This is a genomic window from uncultured Roseobacter sp. (assembly GCF_947495025.1).
Lineage (GTDB): Bacteria > Pseudomonadota > Alphaproteobacteria > Rhodobacterales > Rhodobacteraceae > Roseobacter.
Window position 1 is genome coordinate 374,671 of the sequence record NZ_CANLXG010000002.1, and the last position, 25,708, is coordinate 400,378.

Consider the following 25,708-nt stretch of genomic DNA (forward strand, 5'->3'; position numbering starts at 1 on the left):
GCTGGCAGAATATCTGAAGATCGTCATATGTTCCGCAGAGTAAAACAGACTGCAGGGTGTCGCAAGCCCGTCGTCAATTCTCAGCGCTGGTAAATGAAACACCGCCCAGGAACGGCGTCCGGGGGCAGATCAATCTCAGCCAGCCCGTCGAAATACATCCTGTCGCTGGATACCATCAGCCCTCCGGATGCCAGCAACGGTTCGATCAGCGGCGACACGCGTCGCGCGAACTCATCGTTTTTCTGCGCATTGTGCCCGCCCAGATCCGCATGGATAAGAGACGCGCCCTCCGGGAACCTGTTCGCAGCCTCTGGCAGTGTTTCAAAAACATCTCCCAGCATGACACGCTCATCGGGTGGTGTACTGTCCGGGTGTGAAGCAATTGCGCGTTCAAAAACCCAGATATCACGCGATGGCATGATCTGGCACATATGGTGATATGTCCGTCCGTTACCCAGACCCAGTTCAAAGACCGGCCCCTGAAGGTCTGCGGTCAGTGCCGCGGCATGGTTGAGACAGGCCCGCTGGGACACCATACGGTTGATAAACAGGTCAAGACGGCTCATTTCGGGTCCTTTTTACGGTATTCGTCTTCATCAGATGCCCTTTCCGGAACAAAAATGACAGTGCAAAGGCACTCACGCTTCTGTGTGCTGGACCTGAGCGCCGGAATCGCGTTGACTGTCTGTGGTGGGGCCACGCCCCCGACAGCGCGTAACAGGATTAGGAAGTGGCCTGCCAGTGAGTACCCCATTGCTTGATGTCAGAAATCTGAGCATCGGCTTCGGAACGGCGGACCCTGTCGTGCGCGATGTCAGCTTCAGTGTCATGCCCGGTGAGACGCTCGCGCTGGTGGGCGAGAGCGGCTCGGGCAAGACAATTACCTGCCGGTCCGTCTTGCGTATCCTGCCCGATGCGGCCCGGATCTCGGGTGGCGAGATCAATTTCGACTGTAAAGGCACGCAGATTGATCTGCTGACGCTGCCCGAGCGCGGGATGCGCAGGATCCGCGGCAACCAGATCGCCATGATTTTCCAGGAACCGATGCGCTCTCTGTCTCCGCTGCACCGTCTGGGCGATCAGGTCTCCGAAGTACTGCGCCTGCATCGGGACATGCCCATGCGGGAAGCCAGGAGAACTGTACTCGAGACCTTTGAACGCGTGGGGTTCCCGGACCCCGGACGCGTCTGGCAATCCTATCCCTTTGAGATGTCAGGTGGCATGCGCCAGCGCGCGATGATCGCCATGGCAATGGTCGCCCGCCCTGAGCTGCTGATTGCCGACGAGCCTACCACGGCGCTGGACGTGACAACGCAGGCGCAGGTACTCGGGCTGATCAAAGATCTGCAGAAGGATACCGGCATGGCCGTGATCCTCGTCACACACGACCTGGGCGTAGTGGCCAATATGGCCGAAAGCGTGGTCGTGATGAACAAGGGCCGGGTGATGGAACGTGGCCCTGCAGATGTTGTTCTGGGCGCGCCCGCACATGGCTATACCCAGAAGCTTTTTGCCGCAGCACCCATGATCCCCGAGGTCGCCGCGCCCGCGCGCGCTGCACCTCATGACGATCTGATCCTTGATATGCGCAAGGTCACAAAAACATACACCATGCGCGCGGGTGGCTGGAGCGCGCCCAAAGTGGTGACCGCATGCCACCGCGTAGATCTTGAACTGCAGCGGGGCAAAACGCTGGCGGTGGTCGGAGAAAGCGGATCAGGCAAAACCACCTGCGCGCGGATCGCACTGGGAGCAGAACTGCCTGATCGCGGCAGCGAGGTGCTGTTCCGCGCTGCCGCCGACAGCAAGCCACTGCGCGTGGATGCAATGAGCCAGAGCGAACGGGTCGCATTCCAGCGGCAGGCCCAGATGGTTTTTCAGGATCCGTATTCTTCGCTTTCACCCAGAATGCGCATTCAGCAGGCGCTCACCGAGCCGATGGAAATCCATAACATCGGGTCCCGGAAAGACCGTCGTGAAAAAGCGGCCGAAATGCTGAGATGGGTCGGCCTCGACCCATCGATGCTGTCCCGCTACCCGCATGCTTTCTCCGGCGGTCAGCGGCAGCGACTGTCTATTGCACGGGCCCTGACGCTGGATCCTGTACTGCTCGTCTGTGACGAGCCGACTTCTGCGCTGGATGTATCCGTTCAGGAACAGATCCTGACACTGCTCGAAGATATCCGCGACGGGATGGGGCTCAGCTATCTGTTCATCAGTCATGACCTGGCAGTCGTGGCCCGTATCGCGGATGAGGTCGCCGTGATGCGTCAGGGCGTGGTCGTTGAACAGGCCCCGCCAGACACATTATTTTACAATCCACGCCACCCCTACACCAGAGCGCTCATCGCGGCACAACCTGAGCCGGACCTGAACCGGCCTATTGATCTGAGCCTTGTGGCCAGGGGTGCCGGCTCACCCTCCACCTGGCCTGAGGCCTACAGGTTCGAGGGGGTCGATGCTCCCGCGTTGACAGAACTGGAACCGGGCCACAAGGTACGGTGTCATGTATAGAACACTTGTAATCATACTGAGCTTGCTTGTGCTGGGGTCGATACCGGCACAGGCACAGACATCCCCACCTGTCGTCAGTGCGACGCCCGCGGCCCTCGTGCCGCAGGTGAGCGAAAGCACTTTCTGGAGTTCGGAAGTATCAAACGGCAACCTGCCGGCCGTCGCAGACCGGCTGCCGCTGGACCCGCTGGTGGTGGATCTGGAGGCCAAGGGACGCAGCCCCGGAAAGCAGGGTGGCACACTGCGGACACTGGTCTCCCGGTCCAAAGACGTTCGACAGATGGTGGTCTATGGGTATGCCCGACTGGTCGGGTACGACCAGAACTATGAACTCTATCCGGATATTCTGCGGGACATTACCGTCGAGGACGGCCGCAAGTTTACGCTGCATCTGCGTCGCGGGCACCGCTGGTCGGACGGGCACCCGTTCACCTCCGAAGACTTCCGGTATTACTGGGAACATGTCGCGCTCAACGAAGAGCTCAGCCCCTCAGGCCCTTCGCAGAACCTGATTGTTGACGGTGTACTGGCTGATGTCAGCTTCCCCGATGCGCATACGGTTGTCATCGAATGGCCCACACCCAATGCCCAGTTTCTGCAGCTGCTCGCCCAGGCCAGCCCGTTTATCATCTATCGCCCGGCGCATTACCTCAAGCAGTTCCATGCCGAATTCACTGATGCGAAAACTCTGAAAAAAGCCATCAAAAAAGCACGGGTGCGCGGCTGGGCGGCGCTGCACAACGCCAAAGACAATATGTACAAATTCGACAATCCGGCGTTGCCAACCCTGCAGCCCTGGATGAATGCATCGAACGCCAAATCCAGCCGCCACCTGTTTGTCCGCAACCCATACTATCACCGTATCGACACGCAGGGTCTTCAACTGCCCTACATTGACGTGGTCGAAATGACAGTGGTGGGCGGTGGCCTGATCGCCGCAAAGGCAAACGCGGGTGAGGTTGACCTGCAGGCCCGCGGCCTCGATTTTCCGGACATCTCAATTCTAAAAAAGGGAGAGGTTGACGGGGCCGGGTATCGCACGCTTCTGTGGGCAAACGGCGCAGCCAATCAGATTACGATTTACCCTAATCTGAACTTTGCCGATCCTGCATGGCGCGAAGTCATCCGGGACGTGCGCTTCCGCCGCGCGCTCAGCCTTGGCATCGACAGACGCATGATCAACCGTGCCCTGTATTTTGGTCTGGCAAAAGAAGGCGGCATGACCGCTCTTGCAAAAAGCCCTTTCTTTGACCCCGCAAACCTGACGAACTGGGCCATCTTTGATGTGGAGAAGGCCAACGTGCTCCTTGATGAGATGGGGCTGACCGGTCGTACACCCACCGGCATCCGGCAACTGCCCGACGGTCGCCCGATGGAGTTTGTGATAGAAACCGCAGGTGAGCGCCAGGAAGTTGAAAACGCACTGGCCATCGTAACCGACACCTGGCGCGAGATCGGCATCAAGCTGATTATGCGTCCTCTGGACCGGGACATCCTGCGCAACCGTGTTTATTCCGGCCTGAGCATGGCCGCGGTCTGGTATGGGTGGGACAACGGGCTGCCACAGCCCTACACGCCCCCTGAATACCTTGCACCGACACACCAGGAGTTCTTTGCCTGGCCAAAGTGGGGACAGCATTACCAGACCGGCGGCGAGCTGGGCGAGGCGCCGGATATGCCGGAAGCGAAACGACTGATGCTGCTGAGCTGGGAGTGGGATCACACCGAGGACAACGCGCGTCGCGAAGCGATCTGGCGCGAGATGCTGGCGATCCATGCTGACCAGCAATACGGTATCGGGATTCTCGCCGAAGCACCGCAACCGGTTGTCGTATCTCAAAACCTGCGCAACGTGCCGGAAGTGGCCAAATGGGCCTGGGACCCGGGCGCCCATTTCGGAATTCACCGCGTTGATGAATTCTACTACGAAGATCCGTTCCAACAGCTCACACAATGATGTTCCTGCGCTACGCCATCTATCGGTTCATTACGATGCTGCTCACGCTGTGGGTCGTCTCGATCCTGATTTTCGTGATCATAAACCTGCCGCCCGGCGACTATCTGTCCAACCAGATTGCAGAACTGCGCGCCACCGGGCAGGCCGAGGGTGTCGCCAAGGCAGAATTCCTGCGCACCGAATATGCCCTGGACCGGCCGATCTGGGAGCAATATCTGATCTGGGTCGGCATGGCCCCCGGCCCTCAGGGCTGGTACGGGCTGATCCAGGGCAATTTTGGCTGGTCTTTTGAATTTGACCGCCCCGTCAGCGAAGTGGTGGGAGATGCGCTCTGGCTCACCGTTCTGGTGAACCTTGCGGCGGTTCTGTTTGTGTATCTTGTGGCGCTGCCCCTTGGTGTGATTGCTGCCGCCAGGTCCGAGACATGGGTAGATTATACCGCCGCGTTTGTGGGGTATCTCGGGCTGGCGACGCCAAATTTCCTGCTTGCGCTGATCCTCTTTTACTATGGCAACAAATACTTCGATCTGCCGATCGGCGGGTTGATGTCGCCGGAGTATGAGGGAGAACCGATGTCATGGGACAAAGTGAAGTCTATCCTTGTGCATCTCATCGTGCCGACATTTGTCATCGGCACCTCCGGTGCCGCTGCCATGATGCAGCGGCTGCGCGCAAACATGCTGGACGAACTGAGCAAGCCCTATGTCGAGACGGCCAGGGCCAAAGGGCTTGGCCCCGCGAAACTTCTGGCAAAGTATCCGCTGCGCATGGCGTTCAACCCGTTTGTCGCGGATATCGGGAACCTGCTGCCGGCCATGGTGTCCGGCTCGGTTCTGGTCTCGGTAGTTCTGGGGCTGCAAACCATCGGCCCCTCCCTGCTGACGGCCCTCAAGTCCCAGGATCAGTTCCTGGCGGGTTTCGTGCTGATGTTCGTTGCGCTGCTGACGCTGATCGGCACGATGATCTCTGATCTGCTTCTGGTGCTTCTCGATCCGCGCATACGCTACGGGGCGCGCGGCTCATGAAGAAACTGCCCGACGGTCGCTGGATTGACGAAGCCCCCTGGTCCGATGATGCAAATCTGTCGGCACTGGAACGATCGGACATGGATGCACCGAACTGGGTGCTGGTCTGGCGCAAGTTCAAACGCCATAAGCTGGGGCTGATTTCGGGCATTTTTCTTCTGCTCAGCTATCTGATGCTGCCTGTGGCGGGCTTTATTGCGCCCTACACACCAAACGAGCGCAGTGCGGATTACCTCTATGCACCGCCGCAGTCGATCAATCTGTGGCACGAAGGCGAGTTTGTCGGGCCATTTGTCTATCCGACCACGGCAACCGCTGATCTGGTCAACTACCGATGGACCTACGAGACAGATACCAGCCGGCCTATGCCCCTGCTGTTCTTCTGCGAGGGTGAGCGCTATAATCTCTTTGGTTTTATTCCGTCAGATACGCATCTCTTTTGCGCACCAGAGGGTGCCACTGTCTTTCTGTGGGGCTCAGACCGGCTGGGACGCGATGTGTTCAGCCGCATTCTCTATGGCGCTCAGCTTTCGCTGACGGTGGGCCTGATCGGCATTACCGTTTCCTTCGCACTCGGCATCTTCTTCGGATCTGTTGCAGGTTACTTTGGCGGGCGGACAGACTGGGCGATAAACCGGGTCATTGAGATCCTGCGGTCCCTGCCCGAGCTGCCATTGTGGCTGGCACTGTCGGCAGCGGTCCCGTCCAACTGGGGGCCTGTCGCGGTATTCTTTATCATTTCCATCATTCTGGGCATTCTCGACTGGCCGGGGCTGGCGCGGGCCGTGCGCAGTAAGTTCCTGAGCCTTCGCGAAGAGGAATACGTGCGCGCCGCCGAGATGATGGGGGCCAAACCGGGTCGGGTGATCCGGCGGCACCTGTTACCCAATTTCATGTCGCACCTGATCGCCTCGGCAACACTTTCAATTCCCGCGATGATCCTTGGCGAAACGGCTCTGAGCTTTCTGGGTCTGGGCCTGCGCGCCCCCGCCGTCAGCTGGGGTGTGATGCTCAATGATGCGCAGAACCTTGCCTCGATCGAGATATACCCATGGACCGCGATTCCGATGCTGCCCATCATCTTTGTGGTACTCGCCTTCAATTTTCTGGGTGATGGTCTGCGCGCATCACTCGATCCTTACAAAACCTGACCCCCTGCTTCACTCTTGAAACAGAACCTGAGGGGCGCTATGCCTGAACCCGGTCCTGCTACGATGCCGGACGACGGAGATTTTATGTTGGAGATTGCGGCACGCCGCTGAGGTCCGCCTGACCGGACCGAACTGAGCCAGAAGACGTCCTCGCGTGATGCAGGGCGGCTTTCGTGCTGACCCAGACTCCGGGACAACTCCATTGAATATATCAAAACAGGAACAGCGTGTGCTGCACGTGCTGGCGCAGGGTGGCGCCGTTCATTTCAAACGTCTGCCGAACGGCAAAGTCAGCAGCGTGATCTGTTTCACGCGGAACGGGCACGTGCTGTCAGACTGCACACTGAAAACCTTCGAACGCCTGAGGAAACGGCGCTTTATCAAATCAGAAAACGGACGGCCATACCGCGCGACACGCGTCGGGCTTCTGGCTGTCAACGCGCAACAGAACAATCGCTGAGGAGCATAAAATGACAAAACCAGTTCTGCGGGCTGCAACCCGCGCCGATATCCCTGATCTCAGGGCAGTACTCGAAGGCACAGACCTTTTCCCGCCCGAGATGCTGCAAGACCTTATGGAGCCGTTTCTGAGCGGTACCGATGAGGACTTCTGGCTGACGGTCACGACAGACGGAACTGCAGCAGGACTGTGCTGGTGCAGACCTGAGCCGCTGACGGACGGCACATGGAATATGCTGGCGCTTGGGGTCCTGCCGGCGCGTCACGGACAGGGTCTCGGAGCGGCTCTGGCAGCCAGTGCCGAAACGCGACTGCGCGAGACAGGGCAACGCATGCTCATCGTCGATACCTCGGGCAGCAGCGATTTCGAAGGTGCCCGCACCTTTTACCGCGCCTGCAACTATAAACAGGTCGCGGTTATCCCTGACTACTGGGCGGCGGGTGATGACAAAGTGACCTTCTGCAAAATGCTGCAATAAAACATACAGGGACCCGCGTCGCATCCGGTGCGGGTCTCCGACAGTGCGACACCAGGCGTGATACCTGAAAACCGCCCTTTCACAGCGCGGACACGATGGTTCTGGCCCGGCCACCCGGCAACCGCAGAAGGTATCAGCGGTCGTCGCCGCCAGCTTCCTCGCCGTCGAGCAGCTCTTCTTCAATGGCGGCCTGAGCAGCTGCACTGACTGCTTTGCGGTCCTCGTCCGTCAGCTCCTCAGGGTCTTTGTCCCCGGCCAGCCTGACCGTCACTTCGCGGTGTGCAAAACGGATACCCTCGCGTTCGAACAGCGCTCTGATCTCCTCGTAAACCTTTTTACGCACCAGCCACTGGTCGCCTGGTTTGGTCATGAATTTGACCCGGATGATCATTGCAGAATCCTGCATTTCGATGACGCCCTGCGATTTGAGCGGCTGGATAAAGTTATCTCCGATCACGGGATCGTCCAGCAGTTCAACACCCAGTTTCTTGATCAGTTTGCGCACTTTTTCGACGTCCGTGTCGTACGTCACCCGCAGCGGCAGCTTCATGATCACCCAGTCGCGCGAATAATTGGTCATGACCTGTATTTCGCCAAAGGGAATTGTATGCAGCGCACCCAGATGGTGACGCAGCTGGAAAGACCGGACCGAGATCTTTTCCACGGTCCCCTTGACCCCGCCGATATCAAGGTATTCGCCCTTGCGGAACGCGTCATCGAACAAAAAGAAACCGCCCGAGAAAATGTCGCGCACCAGCGCCTGGCTGCCAAAGCCAACCGCAACACCGACCACACCGGCACCGGCAAAAAGCGGTCCAACATTTACGCCCAGTTCGAGCAGGACAATGAGCACGATCGTGACCAGCAGAACAATCAGGATGAAATTCCGGAAGAGCGGCAGGAGTGTTGCGAGACGGCTGGCGCTGCTGCCACCGCCCTCGTCGCCCAGTTCGCCTTCTTCCATGTCGCCCTGCTCTTCGCGGATCTTGTTGTCGATCCAGATGCGGAAAACGTGATAGACAATGTAGCCCAGAAACAGGATGACCATGATGTCCAGCAACTGCGTCGCGGCCGATTCAACCATCTGGGCAGAGTCGTTGTCCCAGATGTAAAAGAACGCGTAAACGCCAGCAACAAAGGCCAGAATACCCGCAACACGCCGCGCCAGACCTTCAAAGGTCGTCAGCTCCGCGCGTGGACGGATATCATGCATTTCGGCGATGTCGGCCATCGTCTCTTCGTCGGGCTCCTCTGTGCCGACCGTTTCTGCCTCATTGAGCGCACGCAGGGCCCGGGCGCGGGCAAAGCTGCGCTCGATGGCAAAATTGATCACACCATAGACCACAATGATCGACAGCAGGATCATGTATGCGCCGCCGATCAGAGGTATTGAGGAAGCGTTCCCGAGGACAAGATCATACGTCAGCTCTGCCCAGGCAAAGAGCACGTACAGGATGACCGCTGGTGCCCAGACAGCCGAGAGCATACGCACAAGCCAGCTGACCTCGCCTACCGGTTTCCCCTGCCGGATCGCGTAGGAAATAGCACGACGGTTTACCAGCACCATCAGGATATTCAGCAGCACCACAGCCGCGGACAGCAAAGAGGACAAGAAGGCATAAACGTCGTAATTGAGGCCCAGTTCACCGATCCATACGCCAAAAAGGATCGTACAGATATCAAAGGCAGCAACGATATACAGCCAGCGGTGCAGATGTCTTGCATCGCGGGTGGTAAGCACCGGAATCCGGTACTGCTCCATATAGGGTGACAGAATCATGCGCCACAGAACTGCGGCAAACCGGCTCAGAAAATAGGCCACATTCACGATGCTGGCAGTAAACTGGATCGCCGGGTCTTTGATCGGCCCCCACAGCAATGCTCCGAGCACATAGGCCACCACCATCGAGACGACAATGCCGACCACGCCCAGGACAAACCGGAAAACGAGCCAGGGCATCTTTTCAGAGTACCCATGTGGATTTTCCCGCGTCCGGGCAACCACCCAGCTCTTGGCAATTTTCGGACCGTAGATGTACCGCTCCACAAGAACACCCACGCCGAAGAGCAGAAGCGAATACATCACTACCTCTGCGAAAACACGGATTTCGCCGGTGGGGCTGGTGGCGCGCAGGATATACACCACCTCGTTGAAGGCGTTGGGCAGATCGAGAATCCGTTCGACCAGTGCAGTCCGGAACCGCACAACCGTGTCCTGCGCCTTCATAAGGCCGGAACCTTCAGTGCTTTCAATGTCTTCCGCAGGTGCCTCCGGCGCTGAGGTCAGAACGATCTCACCGTCCGGTCCGATGACCACCACCCCGACTCCGGCCTCTGCAGCCTGACGCATAATTTCGGATACACGGGCGTTTTCGACGTCTGCAGCGCTGTCACCGCTGGCCGCCGAGAAGAGTGAACCAAGACCCTGTGCGTCTGCCGCACCGGATCCGGGGGCACCTGCGGTCAGCAGTATCATCATAGACAGAGCGAGCAGGATCAGGCGCATAAAGAGCACTTTCCGGAAACTGTTAACGGTCCGGACCGTAGGGGAGGCAGCAGGGCATTGCAATTGGACATCAGTTCACGCGCCCGATCTCAGTCGTGTTTTGCACCCGCGCCGGATTTATGCCAGGAAGCCTTGGGAGCACGGCGCAGTCCGTGAACGAACGACCCGGGGAACGGCCCATGCGCCTGAAAAACAGAAAAATCGCTGACCGGTGCGCAGCCCCTGCCAGCCGGTGCTCAGGATGAACGTGCAGGATCGGGCAGGCAAGCCTGCGGAGACCTGCGACGGGCAGAGCAGCGTGCGCGCATCTCGCACGATGTTCTACAGCCACGACACCTTTGGTCTGGGGCATCTTCGCCGCTCGCGTGCGCTGGCCTCCGCGCTGACGGCCTCTGATCCGGGCACATCGGCCATCATCCTTACGGGCTCGCCGATTGCCGGGCGCTTTACCTTTCCCGAGCGGGTTGACCACGTGCGCCTGCCCGGCGTCTCCAAACTGCCGGACGGCTCCTATGTCAGTCAGACGCTGGGCCTGAATATCGATGAGACAACAGCACTGCGGTCCGGGCTGATACAGACCGCGATAGAGCAATATGATCCGGACCTGCTGATCGTCGACAAAGAGCCCACAGGGTTTCGCGGTGAACTGCTGCCGACACTTGAATGGCTGGCGTCACGCGGCACAACACGCTGTGTGCTGGGCCTGCGCGATGTTCTCGACGAAGCCAGTGTTCTGCGCGCGGAATGGGAGCGCAAGGGGGCTATCGAAGCGGCTGAACAGTTTTATGACGAGATCTGGGTCTATGGTCCCAGATCCGTCTATGATCCGACCGAGGGGCTGGGCCTGTCACAGGCAACCCGGGACCGGATGTACTGGACAGGCTATCTGCGCCGCGAAGTGACGGATGCCGCCGAAACACCCGAAAATCCCTATGTGCTGATCACCCCCGGCGGTGGCGGCGATGGTCAGGCCATGGTCAGTCTGGTCCTGTCTGCCTATGAATCCGACCCGACACTGAAACCGGATGCCATTCTGGTTTATGGTCCGTTCCTGTCCGGAGATGTGCGCGACGCATTTGACGCGCGTGTTGCGGCGCTTAACGGGCGGGTCACCGCCGTCGGATTTGACGCCCGGATCGAAACACTTTTCGCAGGCGCGCAGGGCGTGGTCTGCATGGGTGGTTACAACACGTTCTGCGAGGTGCTGTCCTTTGATCAGCGCGCAGTTATCGTACCGCGTACCGTACCACGCCTTGAGCAGTGGATCCGCGCATCGCGCGCTGAAGAGCTCGGGCTGGTGCGCATGCTGGACGAAAAACGTGATGGTATGACGCCGGCCTCTATGGTCCGTGCCATCCGCGGTCTGCCGGCACAGTCAAAGCCATCAGAGGCCGGCGCCGACGGCCTGCTCGACGGGCTGGACGTGGTGGTCCGCCGGGCCGGGGCCCTGGTGGCAAAAAGATGACCCGACCAGACTGCGCACCACTGGCGGTGGTGGTGAAGGGCTGGCCGAGGCTGTCAGAGACATTCATCGCACAGGAACTTGTTGCTCTGGAAGAGGCAGGGCTGGCCTTTGAAATCTGGTCCCTGCGCCACCCGACAGACAAAAAAACGCACCCGCTGCATGACCGGCTGCAGGCCCCGGTGCGCTATCTGCCGGAATACCTGCGCGATGCTCCCCTGCGCGTCTTGCTGGGGTTTCTCAGTGCTCTGCGGCGCCCCGGATTTACGGCCGCCTGGCGGATGATCCGCGCTGACTATGCCCGGGACCGGACACCGAACCGACTGCGGCGGTTCGGCCAGGCCTGTGTTATGGCGCGCGAACTGCCCGGAGATACGCGCGCGCTCTATGCGCACTTTCTGCATACACCTTCGTCGGTGGCCCGCTATGCTGCGATTCTGCGCGGACTGCCCTGGTCCTTTTCAGCGCATGCCAAGGACATCTGGACGTCACCGGAATGGGAACTGCGTGAAAAACTGTCCGCTGACAGTTTCGGTGCCGCCTTTGGCGCGACCTGCACCGGGTTTGGCGCCGAGCATCTGCAGAACCTTGCGGATTCGCCTGATCGTGTTGATCTGGTGTACCATGGTCTCGATCTGGCGCGGTTCCCCAAGCCGCCCGAGCGCCTCATGAGGGCGCCGGATGCGCCGCTTGCTCTGATGTCTGTAGGCAGGCTCGTGGAAAAGAAGGGCTTTGACCGGCTGATTGATGCCCTTGCGCTGCTGCCTGAAGACCTCAACTGGCACTGGACGCATATCGGCGGCGGCGCTCTGAAAGACGAGATGCAAAGCCGCGCCGCAGCGCGCGGTGTGGCTGGTCGTATCATCTGGAAAGGCGCACAGGATCAGCCCGAAGTCATTGCAGCCATGCGTGCTGCGGATCTTTTTGTGCTGCCCAGCCGGGTTGCCGACGACGGAGACCGCGACGGGCTGCCCAACGTGCTGATGGAAGCCGCCAGCCAGAAACTGCCGATCCTTTCGACACCGGTGTCCGCCATACCCGAGTTCATCGATACAGGCGTACATGGCATTCTCACAGACGACGCACCCGAAAGCATCGCAACAGCCATTAAAGAATTTGCATCTGACCCGGCCCGCGGCCCCGCGCTTGCCGCCGCCGCCTATGACCGCCTGGTCAGCGATTTCGGTATGGAACCGGGCATTGCCAGGCTGGTCCGTCGTCTGCGCGAAACCATGGACAACGCTGCATGAAACGCGTGGCCTTTTATGCGCCGATGAAGCCGCCGACCCATCCAGTGCCGTCCGGAGACCGGGCGATGGCCCGTGCCCTGATGCAGGCGCTCAGCTGCGCAGGATATCAGCCGGATCTGGCCTCCGATCTCCAGACGCGCGATGGCCGGGGTGAGCAGAAAACCCAGGAGGCGATAACCACAGCCGCAGCTGCCGAGACCGGTCGCGTTATCGCCACCGGGCGCAAGGCAGACTGGCAGGCCTGGGTCACCTATCACAACTACTACAAGGCACCGGACCTGCTGGGTCCTGACGTTGCTGCGGCTCTGGACATCCCCTACATCCTCGTCGAGGCAACGCGGGCCCGCAAACGGCTCGGCGGCGCCTGGGACGGTTTTGCCCGGGCCGCTGAAGCCGCCTGTGACGCTGCGGCAACCATCTGTTATCTGACTGAAAGGGATGCGGACGCACTGCGCCGTGATGCACCCGCTGGACAGAAGCTGGTACACCTGCATCCGTTCCTTGGCAGCGACAGGCTGCCAGCGGCGTCATCTCTTGACGGACCGATGATAAGCGTGGGCATGTTCCGCGCCGGCGACAAGCTTGCCTCGTACAGGCTCATTGCCGAAACACTCGGACAGCTCGAAATCCCCGAATGGCGCCTGAAGATTGTGGGCGACGGTCCCGCTCGTGAACAGGTGCGCGACCTGATGGCACCCTTTGGGGAAAGGGTGGGTTTTGCAGGGGAACTCGACGCCGCGGCGCTTGATGCAGCCCTTTCAACGTCAAGCCTGTTGCTCTGGCCCGGCGTAAATGAGGCATTCGGGATGGTATATCTGGAGGCGCAGGCCGCCGGCCTGCCGGTTGTTGCACAGGACAGACCCGGTGTCCGGGACGTACTGGCTCCGGGACACCGGCCTGATCCGGCTTCCGGCGCCAGCGCTCTTGCGTCAGCTGTCAGCGCCCTTTTGCGCGACAGACCCGAACGACAACGGCGCGGCGCTGATGCCCGGGCCTATGTTGCGGAGAATCATATGCTGGCCGGTGCTGCGCGCACTCTGGGATCGCTGATAGGAAGCGCCGCAGCGTGATACGGCTTGCAATCATACGGCACGGGCACACGGCCTGGAACCGCAGCGGCCGCATCCAGGGTCGCAGTGATATCCCTCTTGATACAGATGCCACAGCCGCCCTGGCCAGACGCTGTCTGCCTGAGCCATGGGACACCGCCGATCTCTGTGCCAGCCCACTGATGCGGGCACAGCAGACCGCCGAGCTGATCAGCGGCAGAACGCCACGTGCTGATGATGCCCTTATCGAGATGAACTGGGGAGCGTGGGAGGGCATGGAAGGCCAGAACCTCCGCGACGACCCGGCCAGCGGTTTCCGCGATATCGAGAACTGGGGCTGGGACTATCGCCCTCCTGGTGGTGAAAGCCCTGAGGATCTGCGCGCGCGTCTGGTGCCATGGGCCGAAAGCCTCCGCCAGGACACCGTAGCCGTCTGTCATATCGGGGTTATGCGGGTACTTCTGGCCATCGCTGCAGGATGGGATTTCAGCGGTCCTGCCCCGTTTCGCATCAAGCGGGACCGATTGTATATCATCAGCCCGGACCCGGATGGCTGGCGCAGCGAACAGGACCCTGTGCGTCTGGCGGAGCGGGATGCATGAGGGTCATGATCGTCGTCACGCATCTGCTGGGAACCGGCCACCTGGCCCGTGCCCTCACGCTCGCGCGGGCCTTTGATGCGGCCGGTCACACATCCTGCGTCGTTTCAGGCGGTATGCCCGTTCCACACCTGACCACCGGCGAGACTGAACTGATCCAGTTACCTCCACTGCGCTCCGATGGCACATCCTTCGCGCGCCTTCTGGATGAGACAGGCACACCTGCCGGCGCAGAAATAATGACCGCGCGCAGCACTGCGCTGACATCGGCGATAACGGCATGTGAACCTGACGTCCTGATTACCGAATTGTTCCCCTTCGGCAGAAGAGTCCTGAAAGACGAATTCCTCGTCGCGCTGGAAACCGCGGCAGCACTGAACCCCGCCCCTCTTATCCTGTCATCCGTGCGAGACATTCTCGCTCCCCCTTCCAAACCCGCGCGGGTCAGCGCAACAGCTGATGTTCTGGACCGGTTTTACGATGCCGTTCTGGTACATGCCGACGCTTCCATCTCGCCACTGGAGGACAGCTGGCCGGTAACCCCTGAAATCAGACAGAAACTGCGATACACAGGGTATGTCGCCAGACCGGCCGCGGCCGGAAAGCCACACACCGATCGCACCGGTATTGTGGTCAGTACCGGCGGCGGTGCTGTTGCAGATCACCTCTTTGACATCAGTATCGCCTGCGCGCGTGATATGCCCCGGCAGCAATGGCACCTGCTGGTCACAGGAGAGAATGCCGCCGAACGGATCGCGCGGTTTCAGAGAAGCGCGGGGCCAGGTGTTGAGGTCACGCCTGCCAGCAATGCTTTTGCCGAATTGCTGCGCCGCGCGGCAGCTTCTGTATCGCTTTGCGGCTACAACACGGCACTGGATGTGCTGCAGACGGATGTACCGGCCGTTTTCGTACCATTTGACGCAGACGGTGAAACAGAGCAGACCCTGCGCGCCCGGGCGCTCGCCAGACAGGCAGGAATAAGCCTGCTGCCGAACAGCGCGCTGGCCCCCGATACTCTGAAATCTGCAATTCAGTCCGTGATCACCGCCCCGGCCCGATCCGCCCCGGCGGGCATTTTTGACGGCGCGTCTGAGAGCGTCAGTATCGCCGAAGCCCTCTGGAAAGGTAAGTATGCAGACTGACTGGACACCGCTGCGTCAGGAACTCGCAAGATGCCGTGCCGCCGGTGTGCCACTGCCGGTCTGGTGGCGGGATGATGACGCCGTTACGCATACGCCGGCGCTTGATCGACTTTGTGGGCTTTCAGAAGACCTCGGTCTTGCAGTTCATATCGCGGTGATCCCTGAGCCCGCCGACCAGACGCTGGCAGCAGCTGTGAGTGCGCACAGCTGTCTGGTGCCCCTGGTGCATGGGTGGCAGCACATCAACCACAGCTGCGAAGGTCAGAAGAAAGCCGAATTCGGACGGGTTCGGGCCAGTGCCGCCGGAGAACTGGACGCCGGTCTGAAACGCCTGAAACATCTGTTCGGTTCGCGCCTGCTACCGGTGTTTGTTCCGCCCTGGAATCGTCTGGACCCCGGGTTCTGCAACGACCTGGCGCACCTTGGGTATGCAGGCGTGTCGACGTTCCTGCCGCGGGTCTCGCGCTGCGCGGCACCTGGCCTGATGCAGGTCAACACACATATCGATCCGATCAGCTGGCACGGAGGGCGGGGTCTTGTCCTGCCGGAAACGCTGGTTAAGCTGACCGTGCAGACACTGACAGACCGACGTGCCGGTAAAACCGATCCGGCAGAACCTCTGGGGCTGTTAACGCACCACCTTGTGCACGACGAAGAGGTCTGGCAGTTCTCCGGACGCTGGGTGCGCGAAATGCTGGATGGCGGCGCGGAACCGTCCTCACCACTGCAACAGGAGTCCCCCGATGAGCAGGCTTGAATCCATGCGGCGCAGGCTGACCGCGCAGATTGATGGTATTAACTGGGCGGCAGAGCAGATTGCGGGCCTGTCGGGGGATGTCCTTGAGCTGGGGCTGGGCAATGGCCGCACATATGACCACCTGCGCGAGAACCTCCCGGGTCGCCGTATCTGGGTGATTGATCGTGTGCTCAAGCCACATCCTTCCTGTGTGCCGCCCGGAGAAGATTTCCTGCTGGGCGAAGCGGAGGAAATGCTGGCCGAACTGGCCACCCGCGGCGCACAGATGGCACTGGCGCATTATGATTTCGGGTTTGGTGACAAGGCCCGGGATGTCGAGGAAGGCGCACGCCTGTCGCCGCTGATTGCGCCGCTGATGTTATCCGGCGGCCTTGTTGTCAGCCAGCAGCCCCTGGTCGGTTTCGAGCAGATACGGGGCCCCGACACCATCGATCCCGAGCGCTATCTCTTCTTCCGGGCGCCCTGAACTGATCCAGGTAAACGGCCTGAATTTTTTGCGTGAACCACACGCAGCATCGGTGTAGAATCGCCTGTGAAAGCGCACTTTGAAAGGACCCTTCAGATGCTGAGAGCCGCACTTCTTCTGACCGTTGTACTGAGCCTTACCGCCTGTGAAACAACCAAAGGCATTGGCCGCGACGTCCAGAACGCGGGCGAAGCGCTCGACGAACAGTTCTGAAGCTGACCCGGCGCAGAAGGCTCAGCCGTTCAGCGCCGCACAGTTCCGGCAAAGCGCGGTTTCCGGCAGGACGTCCATGCGGGCGGCGGAAATTTCGTTCCCACAGCTGAGACAGCTGCCATAAGTGCCGTCCCGCAGCCGGGCCAGTGCGGCATCAATGCGGGCGACTTCATCAAGCTCTGCCTGCCCCAGAGCCTCCAGCACCTCATCACCCTGCCGTTCCGTTGCAAAATCCTCGTAGTCGCGGGTGGGAGTTTCGTCCAGGGCCTGTTCTACCTCAATAAGATGTCCGACCAGCTCACGCCGGCGGGACAGAAGAATGCCTTTCTGCTTCTCCATATCCATCGCGTGTCTCCTCGTTGAATGGGGAAAGCATGGCGCAACAGAACGTGCGGCGCATTGATCTGGATCAGCAGAAGAAGAAGGGTTGGAAAGGCGAAAGGCGCCAGGGGATCGGACCGAAATCCAGACCCGTGCCCTGCGGCACAACCTGACGCCTTCTTGAACCTTATCATCCCCCCAGAGGGCGACAGCAGGCCCAGCTTGCGAAAAGCGTCACCGCCCGTCGCCGGAACCGTCTGCATTGCTGCCGACTGTTCCCCGCATCACCCCTGCCGTCGCTGCCTTCCAACCTGATCCCTTGCGGGATCGCAGTTTTTCGACCTGCTCCGGCACCCGCTGCCCGTTCGTCACGACCCTTTCGGGTCCACACGATCCGACCTGCTTCCGATCACCGTTCCTGCCCAGAGCTGCATCATTGATCCGTCTCTGAACGCTCGCGGCCACCGGGGCCTCTGCGTCCGCCTCTTTGTTCCGAAGACCTCTGAAGCGGTGAGATAACGATGCGTCAGAGGGACCCGTTCTGGCAATGAAAAAATGACGTTGAGGCCAAATTTATTGTGGATAAGCTGTTGAAAACTATGGGGTTTCAACCTGTGGATAAACGGGGGATAACCCGGTTTTTGCCTGCTTTCCGGCGCACTTGCCGCAGCGCGGAAAAGCTGTGGAAAGTGGCGTCTTCGCGAGGGTCGTTTTTCGATGACCCGCAGGTCCCGAGAGGTGCCGGAGAGGCAGAATCACCGCGACGGGGCCCCGGGTAGAGACTGTGCCAAGGGACCATTCAGAGGTGTCGGTGGGGTCGGCGCTGGTTCAGGCGCAGCCTGACAAAAGGTCCGGGGGACCTTTTGCAGCGCCAACGGGTGGAGCCCCGGGGGAGAGGCACCTGGAAGCTGGCGGTGTCTTGTGAGCCCCGGTCGACTCCGCAATGGCTGCGCCATCGCTCTGTCTCCCCCGCAGGAGCTGCGCACCCACGTGCCCGCCCCGTGGGGGTGGGTGAGGCCTAGTCAGGCGCAGCCAGATTAAATGATCCGGGGGATCATTTGAAAGGCCGAACGCACGATCCGCAAGGATCGGGCCGGACGGAAATCAAGCGGACACTTAGAATTTGAATCGCCAGCGCCAGAACCGAGGGGCGGGAAGCGAAGCGCCCGCCCCGTGGGGGCGGTTCGGGCGCTTCAAATCTGAAGGATTTGTATTGACATTTGGTTGAGTATCGGTTGCCCATCTCAGAAGTATTTTCGCCAGCTTTTAAGAAAGTCCGAATAATTGCAAAGTGATCAATTCAAAAAACACTCAGCTTGGGCGCTTTTGGATCAAGCAGAACAAAGTCTTAAGGGTTACACGAAAGATTCGCTTCTGCTACCAAAATACCAAGAAGCTAAATCCAAAATTGGATACGTTCGTTGGCTGCTAGAGCAGTCAGACCCTTCACTTTTTGCTTCAAAAGAGCTCGACCAAATAAGCTCAGGTGGTTTGCAGAACATTGTGAATGTATTGAATGCGAATATATCGTCGCCTCAAAACTTAAGTCAGCTTGACCCTCATTTCACGTCAATTATGCAGCAAATTCCGTATCCAAGGGTGCGCAAGATCTTCAGATCTGAAACTTCCGAAGCAATTGACGAATTTCGGTCAATGATAGCGACCGTAGAAAGCGGATTTAGAGCCAGTATCGAACAAGCCCAAAATCAAGTGGACTTGATAAACAAGAAGCTTGAAGGAGCGACTCAGGGGATTGAACAGCTATCCTCAGATCTGCAATCAATGAAAGCACAGGTTCAAAGCCAAACCGAAGTTTGGGAAAATGAACAAAAAGCTGAAATTGCGGAGCGTCTAGGTGAACTGAACACTGAATTTGAAGAGTCCCAGACAAGACGACGAACTGAGAATGACAAGCAAGTTGAACGGATTTCAGAGCTTTTGGACAAAGTTCGATCTGAGGCTCAAGCGTCTCATATCGAAGCCCGAAAGACAATGCATGGAATTGAGTCGGATTTAGCAACTTGGCGGCAGAAAGAGCTAGCCAGTGCCGAGGAAACTCTTGGAAAGATTAGAAATATTTATGAGGTTGTTGGCCAAACTGCAATGGCCGGGGACTTTGAAAAAGCGGCAAAGGAAGAAGCGAGCAATGCTTGGTGGTTTTCCCTTGCAGCAACGATTTTCTTTATAATTGCACCCGTATTCTTTGCATATCAATGGGCATCACTGGATTTAACCAAACAAGACTACGCAGGCATTTTGTCTAAGATAACCGGGTCAGCGGTGTTTTTAATCCCCGCCGCATATTTTGCGTCCACAGCTCAACGGCACCGCCGCGTTGCAACAGCTCTCAGATCTCTTGGAGTAAGGGTTGCTACGTTCGATGCCTATCTTGCAAACTTTGATGATAAAGAACGTACCGCGATCAAAGCGGATATGGCCTCTGTGTTTTTCGACGCGAATATTAGCCCAGACAAAATTAGAACTGCTTCCAGAAAAGAGATGGAACAATCAATAAGTGTCTACGCGAAGTTGATCGATCGACTTGAAGCTACGGTAGGCAAAGCAACCGGTTCAGGCTCCTAACCATCCATCTTGAGCGCCGAAATAAACGCTTCTTGCGGAATATCCACCTTCCCGAACTGCCGCATCTTCTTCTTACCAGCCTTCTGCTTATCCAGCAGTTTGCGCTTCCGGGTGGCATCCCCCCCATAACACTTGGCCGTCACGTCCTTGCGCATGGCTGAGAGCGTTTCCCGCGCGATGACCTTGCCGCCAATCGCGGCCTGGATCGGGATTTTGAACATGTGGCGCGGGATCAGGTCCTTGAGTTTTTCGACCATGGCGCGGCCCCGCTGTTCGGCGCGGTCGCGGTGGACCATGGTGGAGAGCGCGTCCACCGGCTCGTCATTGACCAGGATCGACATTTTGACCAGCTGGTCCTGGCGGTAGCCGATCATCTGATAGTCAAAGGAGGCGTAGCCCTTGGTCACCGATTTCAGCCGGTCGTAGAAGTCAAACACCACCTCGTTGAGCGGCAGGTCATAGACGACCATGGCGCGCGAGCCCGCATAGGTGAGGTCGAGCTGGATGCCGCGGCGGTCCTGGCAGAGTTTGAGCACATCGCCCAGGTAGTCGTCGGGCACGAGAATGGTTGCCTTGATGCGCGGCTCCTCCAGGTGGTCGACGAGGGTGAGGTCAGGCATGTCGGCGGGGTTGTGCAGTTCCATCATCGTGCCATCCTTCATGTGGATGTGGTAGATGACGGAGGGCGCGGTGGTGATCAGTTCGATGTTGTATTCACGTTCGATCCGGTCGCGGATCACCTCAAGGTGCAGCAGGCCCAGAAAGCCGCAGCGGAAGCCAAAGCCCAGGGCGGCAGAGGTTTCCATTTCATAAGAGAAGGAGGCGTCGTTGAGGGCCAGTTTCTCAATGGCGTCGCGCAGGTCCTCGAATTCGGCGGAATCGACCGGGAAGAGGCCGCAGAAGACCACCGGCTGGGAGGGTTTGAAGCCCGGCAGCGCATTCTCGGTGCCCTTTTTCTCGTGGGTGATGGTGTCGCCGACGCGGGTGTCGCGCACCTGTTTGATCGAAGCGGTCAGAAAGCCGATCTCTCCGGGGCCAAGCGCGTCGATTTCGGTCATGGCGGGGCGGAAGACACCGATACGGTCCACGTGGTGGGTGGAGTTGTTGGAGAGCATGCGGATGCGCTCGCCCTTTTTCAGCTGGCCGTCCATGATGCGCACCAGAACGATGACGCCCAGGTAGCTGTCGTACCAGCTGTCCACCAGCATGGCCTTGAGCGGCGCGTCAGGGTTGCCGGTGGGCGCGGGCAGTTTCTGCACGATGGCTTCGAGCGTTTCAGTGATGCCCTGGCCGGTTTTTGCAGAGACCCGGATAGCGTCGGTGGCATCGATGCCAATGACGTCCTCGATCTGTTCGGCAACGCGGTCACAGTCAGAGGCGGGCAGGTCGATCTTGTTCAGCACCGGCACGATTTCGTGGTCGGCCTCGATGGCGTGATAGACATTGGCCAGGGTCTGCGCCTCGACGCCCTGCGTGCTGTCGACCACCAGAAGCGAGCCTTCGACCGCGCGCATGGAGCGGGAGACCTCATAGGCAAAGTCAACGTGACCCGGCGTGTCGATCAGGTTGAGAACATAGTCTTCACCGTTTTCAGCGGTATAGTTGATCCGAACGGTCTGGGCCTTGATCGTGATGCCGCGTTCGCGTTCGATGTCCATACTGTCGAGCATCTGCTCTTTCATGTCCCGGTCAGCCACCGTGTTGGTAGACTGAATGAGGCGGTCAGCGAGCGTTGATTTCCCGTGATCGATGTGCGCGACAATCGAGAAATTGCGGATATGCGAAAGCGGTGTCATGGTGGGGATATGGAGTGGAATGCGGGGGCGGTCAAGGTGAGTTGGTGCAATGGTTCTGTGGGTGAAAACAGTCACCCGGCACGGACGGCAGAATGAGGATTGAACTGCTGCTGACAGCGCTTGCGCTGGTTGCTGTCGTGCTGGCAGTTCCTGCTGTGCTTGCAGGGCCCGGAGCCGCGGGCCTGATACCTCTGCTGGTTGCGACGACATACGCCCTCGCCGTGGTCGTTGCTGTTCTGCGGATTGGCGGGCGGGGACAGTCGGCTGCGCTCAGAGAAAGCCTGCGCAGTGCTGGCTACCGCCCCACATATGATCTGCTGCTGCGCGGCGTCCTGAGGCGCGCACGCCGCTGGGTCGGCGCTGATGAGCCGTCTGATACCACGGCGCCAGTGTCCGTTCTGATGCGGCAGGCTCTGACCTTCAGACTCCTCGATCGCGCGCTGCTTCTGGCGGTGATCTATCCGCTGTTCAGCCTTCTGATTTTCTGGGGCACGACAGGCCTCGATGCGGTTCTGGGGCAGACCATAATCATTGCTGCGGCAGATCCATGGTGGACAGGACCTCTCGCACTGGCGGTGATCCTTCTGATCGCAGGTGGCCCGCACTATATTGCGCTCGGCGAACGGCATCTGCGCGGAGCGCTGGCAGGCATGGCGGGCTATCTCGACCTTATCGCATTCGCCATCGGTGGTTCTGTCCTGATCCTGATGGACTTTCCATGGTTCACCACGTCCGCCATTCTGGCTGTAGGTTTTGCAGCTCTCTGGGCATTCTCCGGCTTTCTTGCAGGGGTACCCGCAATGGCAGTTGCCACAGTCCTGGCGCTGACCGGACCGCTGGCCTTTGCGCTGCACGGCCTGCTCCCGGGTGCTGCGGCGTTCTTTGGCGCCGCGCTGATCGCACTTGTCGCGGCCCTGATACATCTTATTGCCGTCGACGTCTTCCGCAGCAGGAACAGTCCGGATATCGCAGGGGCGCTGGCTTTTGGGATTCCTGTCATCACGATGGCGGCCGCTCTTCTTCTGGTTCCCCTTGGCGAAACCGGTGACTGGAGCGGTGCCATCCGGATCAGCATTCTGATCCTGATTGTCGCGCCCGTCGTCAATGTCATCTTTGATGTCATCAGCTTTACCGTCACGCTGGCCTTTACCGAACGGGGACGCCATGGACAGACCCTGCTCTGGGCGTTCGCAGACATCGCGGTTGCAGTCTTTCTGTTTCTGGCTCTGGGCAGCACGCTGGTCTGCGCCACAGCGGCGCTGGAATGGCTGTCGGGCACTCCTTTCGTGAATCTTGAACGGCTGCTCGATTCGACCTGGAATACAAGTCGTTACTGGTGGCTTTACCTGATGATGTTCTCGACCCTGCTGCCGAGTGTTGTGCATGTGAGCATCGCAGCACTGAGCCTGCAGTCCCTTGCGCCGGCCAGCTGGCGCGAAGCGCTCTGCACCCGGATCGATGCAGCCCGCAACGGAAACATCAGCGCCCGCCTGAGCGCCCCGCTGACCCTCGCAGCCCTCTGGACAGGCTGCCTCGCCCTGGTGTTTGGCGCCATAGCGGGCATTCTGATGATCCTGTGGAACCTCGGCCTCGCCTGGGGTGTAGTCTGGTACCGCCAGTGGCTGGACATGCTGGTCGTCTGGGGCGGTGGGTCGTGACGGTTGATCTGGTTTTATTGACCATCTTCCCTGCAAGCTCGACAAATCGCTGAGTTATCTGCCAGAAAAGGCCGAGCCTGTTACACCAGAGAAAGACTGTGCCATCATTCGATGGTTTCGCGCTGACAGAACCTTCGTTCCCAGGATGGCAGGGCGATACGCAGAACCCGAAAACGCATCTGAAGCGATGGTGCTGGTAGCGATAATCCTTGGCTGCACTGGATTGGAAGCGCTGATGAGCGGTCCGGTTGGCGCTGTCCCAAGCAGCATTGTTGGTGGATTCATCAGCAATCAGATGAAGCCCGGCCAGGCCGCAAAGGCAATCCAGGACAACGCCCTGACACCCTCAGACGTCTGAATACCCGAACCACGCCCCACAATTCGTGCGCTTTACTTCGATCCCCCGGTTCTTTCGCCACGTTTATCGCAACAATCAGACAGGCCATTGTCGCGAGGGCTGCAGTTGCCGGGGGTTCTGTGATCCAGATCACAGTCCGCCCCTGTCAAACCCGCTACCCTCCCGCCATAGTAGTAACCATGTTTGGGAGATAACGATGCCACTTACCGGATACCTTAAGATTGAGGACATCCCCGGCGAGAGCCAGCGCGCGGGGCATGAGGATGAGATTGACGTCTGGGGAATGCAGTTCGACGTACGCCAGATGGCCGGCCAACAGATCGGTCGCGGACGTGCCAGAGCACGGGCTGATATCGACCCGCTGGTCGTGCACAAGGCGGTTGATGCGTCCTCTCCGTACCTTGCAGACGCGGTGTGGCGCGGCAAGGCATTTCCGGAGGTAACACTGGCAGTCGCACGCACCTCCGGGGAAACCTCTCTCGATTACCTTGTAATCACAATGGAGAACGTGACCGTAACCGCCTGCGGATTTGGCAACGAGCAGCCCGGCGGAGAAGATGAGACCGTTTTTGAGCGCGTCGAACTGGAGTTTGAAAAAGTCAGTCTGCGCTATACCCGGCAAAACCAGGGCGGACTGCCCGATGCCGAACACGAAGTCGAGCTCGGTGGCTGATTGCCGGCCATCCGTCACTTTGGAACCATTCAGTCTCTAATTATTGACTATGGCCCTGTGCATTCGCGCACCGGCTTCCCCGCTTTGTGAGTTTGCGATCCGGATGCACACGCGTAAGGTGTATTCACACGCCCTCCCCTGAAAGGCCTCTCATGACACGTTCCGCTCTCCTCCGCTCTGCTGCCCTGCCTGCCGGCCTCCTGAGCCTCGCGTTGCCGTCGCTTTCCTCTGCCCAGGAACTCGATTTCTATGGTCACCTGAACCTTGGCATCATCAATGTCGACAACGGCGCAGGATCCAACACCAGCTTTACCGATAACGACAATTCCAACAGCCGCATCGGGCTGATTTACAAACAGGCCACCGGCAACGGCGGTGAATTCCGGTTCCATTTCGAAACCGCCCTCGGCTTTACCGGTTCCAGTTCCATAAGCGGCAGTGACGACGGTTTTGACGTGGATTACCGGCGTACCGAGCTGCGCAAATTTGAGGTGATCTACCGGTCACCGTCCTGGGGCACCCTGTCCTTCGGTCAGGGCAGCATCGCAACCGATGGCCTTGCCGAGGCGGATTTCTCCGGCACGTCGGTCATTGCCTATTCCAGTCTGCAGGACCAGGCCGGCAACCAGGAATTCCAGCTGGCCTCGGGCGGCGGATCGGGCACGACCATCGGCGATGGGTTCAACGCTTTTGACGGCGGGCGCCGGTTCCGCATTCATTACGAGACCCCGCAGTACAATGGTTTCTGGCTGATCGTTTCAGCCGGCGAAGAAGTGCTGGCGAGCGGCAACGACGATGAATTCTACGATATCGGGCTGAAGTACGACAAAGACTACGGTGCCTATCAGGTGGCCGGACGTCTGGGGTATTCGATCCGCGATTCTGACGAGGAACTGTTGCTGGGCTCATTTGCGGTCCTGCACAAGGCAACCGGTCTCAATCTTGCTGTGGCAAGCGGCCGCCAGCAGGAAGGGGACGACAGCTATATCTATGTCAAAGCGGGGGTCAAACGCGACTGGATCCAGGCCGGCGAGACACGGATCTCGGTTGATTACTACTCGGGCGAGGATTTTGCTGTAACCGGATCGGATTCAGAATCCATCGGTCTGGCCGTTGTCCAGAAGGTCGACAGTATCAACACCGAGTTCTACGCCAGTTACCGCACTTTCAGCCTTGATGGCACCGGAGCCGACCTGCTTGATCAGGACGTGATCTTTGTCGGGGCGCGCTGGCGTTTCTGAGGCGCGCGATCTGCGGCGTGATTGCGGAAATCCGCATCATGGGTCATAA

Annotated in this window: 23 protein-coding genes; 19 read left to right on the forward strand and 4 right to left on the reverse strand. The window is 59.3% G+C overall.

Features of this window, described 5'->3' with window-relative positions; all coding sequences use genetic code 11:
- Positions 1-80: 80 nt before the first annotated feature.
- Positions 81-566: a class I SAM-dependent methyltransferase gene (locus Q0792_RS09905; protein WP_298839653.1), complete on the reverse strand. Its 486-nt coding sequence runs from the start codon at positions 564-566 to the stop codon at positions 81-83.
- A 175-nt stretch (positions 567-741) separates the two neighbouring features.
- On the opposite strand from Q0792_RS09905, the gene Q0792_RS09910 reads away from it, so the two are divergent.
- The 6 genes from Q0792_RS09910 (at position 742) to Q0792_RS09935 (ending at position 7,585) form a co-directional block, all read left to right on the forward strand.
- Positions 742-2,514 carry an ABC transporter ATP-binding protein gene (locus Q0792_RS09910; RefSeq protein ID WP_298839655.1) on the forward strand — a complete coding sequence of 591 codons (1,773 nt, stop codon included), beginning with the start codon at positions 742-744 and terminating at the stop codon, positions 2,512-2,514.
- Complete coding sequence (locus Q0792_RS09915; RefSeq protein ID WP_298839658.1) at positions 2,507-4,471, forward strand: ABC transporter substrate-binding protein; 1,965 nt, start codon at positions 2,507-2,509, stop codon at positions 4,469-4,471. Before Q0792_RS09910 ends, Q0792_RS09915 begins: the two co-directional genes overlap by 8 nt.
- Positions 4,468-5,496: an ABC transporter permease gene (locus Q0792_RS09920; RefSeq protein ID WP_298839660.1), complete on the forward strand. Its 1,029-nt coding sequence runs from the start codon at positions 4,468-4,470 to the stop codon at positions 5,494-5,496. Before Q0792_RS09915 ends, Q0792_RS09920 begins: the two co-directional genes overlap by 4 nt.
- On the forward strand, positions 5,493-6,647 hold the full coding sequence (locus Q0792_RS09925; RefSeq protein ID WP_298839663.1) for an ABC transporter permease: 1,155 nt from the start codon (positions 5,493-5,495) through the stop codon (positions 6,645-6,647). Before Q0792_RS09920 ends, Q0792_RS09925 begins: the two co-directional genes overlap by 4 nt.
- A 202-nt stretch (positions 6,648-6,849) precedes the next feature.
- Positions 6,850-7,107, forward strand: a complete 258-nt coding sequence (locus Q0792_RS09930; protein ID WP_298839666.1) for a YjhX family toxin — start codon at positions 6,850-6,852, stop codon at positions 7,105-7,107.
- 10 nt (positions 7,108-7,117) lie between these two features.
- Entirely contained in the window at positions 7,118-7,585 is a 468-nt protein-coding gene (locus Q0792_RS09935; RefSeq protein ID WP_298839668.1) for a GNAT family N-acetyltransferase, read from the forward strand.
- A 133-nt stretch (positions 7,586-7,718) separates the two neighbouring features.
- On the opposite strand, the gene Q0792_RS09940 is transcribed toward Q0792_RS09935, so the two are convergent.
- The gene (locus Q0792_RS09940; protein ID WP_298839670.1) at positions 7,719-10,091 is read right to left on the reverse strand and encodes a mechanosensitive ion channel family protein; all 2,373 of its coding nucleotides are present in this window, start codon (positions 10,089-10,091) and stop codon (positions 7,719-7,721) included.
- A 316-nt stretch (positions 10,092-10,407) separates the two neighbouring features.
- Here Q0792_RS09940 and Q0792_RS09945 point away from each other — a divergent pair, with 316 nt between their 5' ends.
- From Q0792_RS09945 to Q0792_RS09980, 8 genes are all read left to right on the forward strand, one after another.
- Positions 10,408-11,556, forward strand: a complete 1,149-nt coding sequence (locus Q0792_RS09945; protein WP_298841824.1) for a hypothetical protein — start codon at positions 10,408-10,410, stop codon at positions 11,554-11,556.
- Positions 11,553-12,803, forward strand: coding sequence for a glycosyltransferase (locus Q0792_RS09950; RefSeq protein WP_298839672.1), 1,251 nt, complete (start codon positions 11,553-11,555; stop codon positions 12,801-12,803). Before Q0792_RS09945 ends, Q0792_RS09950 begins: the two co-directional genes overlap by 4 nt.
- Complete coding sequence (locus tag Q0792_RS09955; protein WP_298839674.1) at positions 12,800-13,873, forward strand: glycosyltransferase family 4 protein; 1,074 nt, start codon at positions 12,800-12,802, stop codon at positions 13,871-13,873. Before Q0792_RS09950 ends, Q0792_RS09955 begins: the two co-directional genes overlap by 4 nt.
- Positions 13,870-14,454: a histidine phosphatase family protein gene (locus Q0792_RS09960; RefSeq protein ID WP_298839677.1), complete on the forward strand. Its 585-nt coding sequence runs from the start codon at positions 13,870-13,872 to the stop codon at positions 14,452-14,454. The genes Q0792_RS09955 and Q0792_RS09960 overlap by 4 nt, the downstream gene beginning before the upstream one ends.
- Positions 14,451-15,593 carry a glycosyltransferase gene (locus Q0792_RS09965; protein WP_298839680.1) on the forward strand — a complete coding sequence of 381 codons (1,143 nt, stop codon included), beginning with the start codon at positions 14,451-14,453 and terminating at the stop codon, positions 15,591-15,593. Before Q0792_RS09960 ends, Q0792_RS09965 begins: the two co-directional genes overlap by 4 nt.
- Positions 15,583-16,350, forward strand: a complete 768-nt coding sequence (locus Q0792_RS09970; protein ID WP_298839686.1) for a polysaccharide deacetylase family protein — start codon at positions 15,583-15,585, stop codon at positions 16,348-16,350. The genes Q0792_RS09965 and Q0792_RS09970 overlap by 11 nt, the downstream gene beginning before the upstream one ends.
- Positions 16,337-16,816 (forward strand): class I SAM-dependent methyltransferase, encoded by a 480-nt coding sequence (locus Q0792_RS09975; protein ID WP_298839689.1) that lies wholly within the window; start codon positions 16,337-16,339, stop codon positions 16,814-16,816. The genes Q0792_RS09970 and Q0792_RS09975 overlap by 14 nt, the downstream gene beginning before the upstream one ends.
- A gap of 96 nt (positions 16,817-16,912) precedes the next feature.
- Positions 16,913-17,029: an entericidin A/B family lipoprotein gene (locus Q0792_RS09980; protein WP_298839692.1), complete on the forward strand. Its 117-nt coding sequence runs from the start codon at positions 16,913-16,915 to the stop codon at positions 17,027-17,029.
- A gap of 21 nt (positions 17,030-17,050) precedes the next feature.
- On the opposite strand, the gene Q0792_RS09985 is transcribed toward Q0792_RS09980, so the two are convergent.
- The gene (locus tag Q0792_RS09985) at positions 17,051-17,374 is read right to left on the reverse strand and encodes a TraR/DksA family transcriptional regulator (RefSeq protein ID WP_298839695.1); all 324 of its coding nucleotides are present in this window, start codon (positions 17,372-17,374) and stop codon (positions 17,051-17,053) included.
- 1,260 nt (positions 17,375-18,634) lie between these two features.
- Here Q0792_RS09985 and Q0792_RS09990 point away from each other — a divergent pair.
- Positions 18,635-19,933: a hypothetical protein gene (locus Q0792_RS09990; RefSeq protein ID WP_298839697.1), complete on the forward strand. Its 1,299-nt coding sequence runs from the start codon at positions 18,635-18,637 to the stop codon at positions 19,931-19,933.
- Here Q0792_RS09990 and lepA read toward each other — a convergent pair.
- On the reverse strand, positions 19,930-21,729 hold the full coding sequence (gene lepA / locus Q0792_RS09995) for a translation elongation factor 4 (RefSeq protein ID WP_298839700.1): 1,800 nt from the start codon (positions 21,727-21,729) through the stop codon (positions 19,930-19,932). The genes Q0792_RS09990 and lepA overlap by 4 nt on opposite strands.
- Positions 21,730-21,821: 92 nt before the next feature.
- On the opposite strand from lepA, the gene Q0792_RS10000 reads away from it, so the two are divergent.
- From Q0792_RS10000 to Q0792_RS10015, 4 genes are all read left to right on the forward strand, one after another.
- Positions 21,822-23,387, forward strand: coding sequence for a hypothetical protein (locus Q0792_RS10000; RefSeq protein WP_298839703.1), 1,566 nt, complete (start codon positions 21,822-21,824; stop codon positions 23,385-23,387).
- 235 nt (positions 23,388-23,622) lie between these two features.
- Positions 23,623-23,745 (forward strand): hypothetical protein, encoded by a 123-nt coding sequence (locus Q0792_RS10005; RefSeq protein ID WP_298839705.1) that lies wholly within the window; start codon positions 23,623-23,625, stop codon positions 23,743-23,745.
- A gap of 196 nt (positions 23,746-23,941) precedes the next feature.
- Complete coding sequence (locus Q0792_RS10010; protein ID WP_298839707.1) at positions 23,942-24,418, forward strand: type VI secretion system tube protein Hcp; 477 nt, start codon at positions 23,942-23,944, stop codon at positions 24,416-24,418.
- A 152-nt stretch (positions 24,419-24,570) separates the two neighbouring features.
- Positions 24,571-25,659, forward strand: coding sequence for a porin (locus Q0792_RS10015; protein WP_298839710.1), 1,089 nt, complete (start codon positions 24,571-24,573; stop codon positions 25,657-25,659).
- Positions 25,660-25,708: the final 49 nt, after the last annotated feature.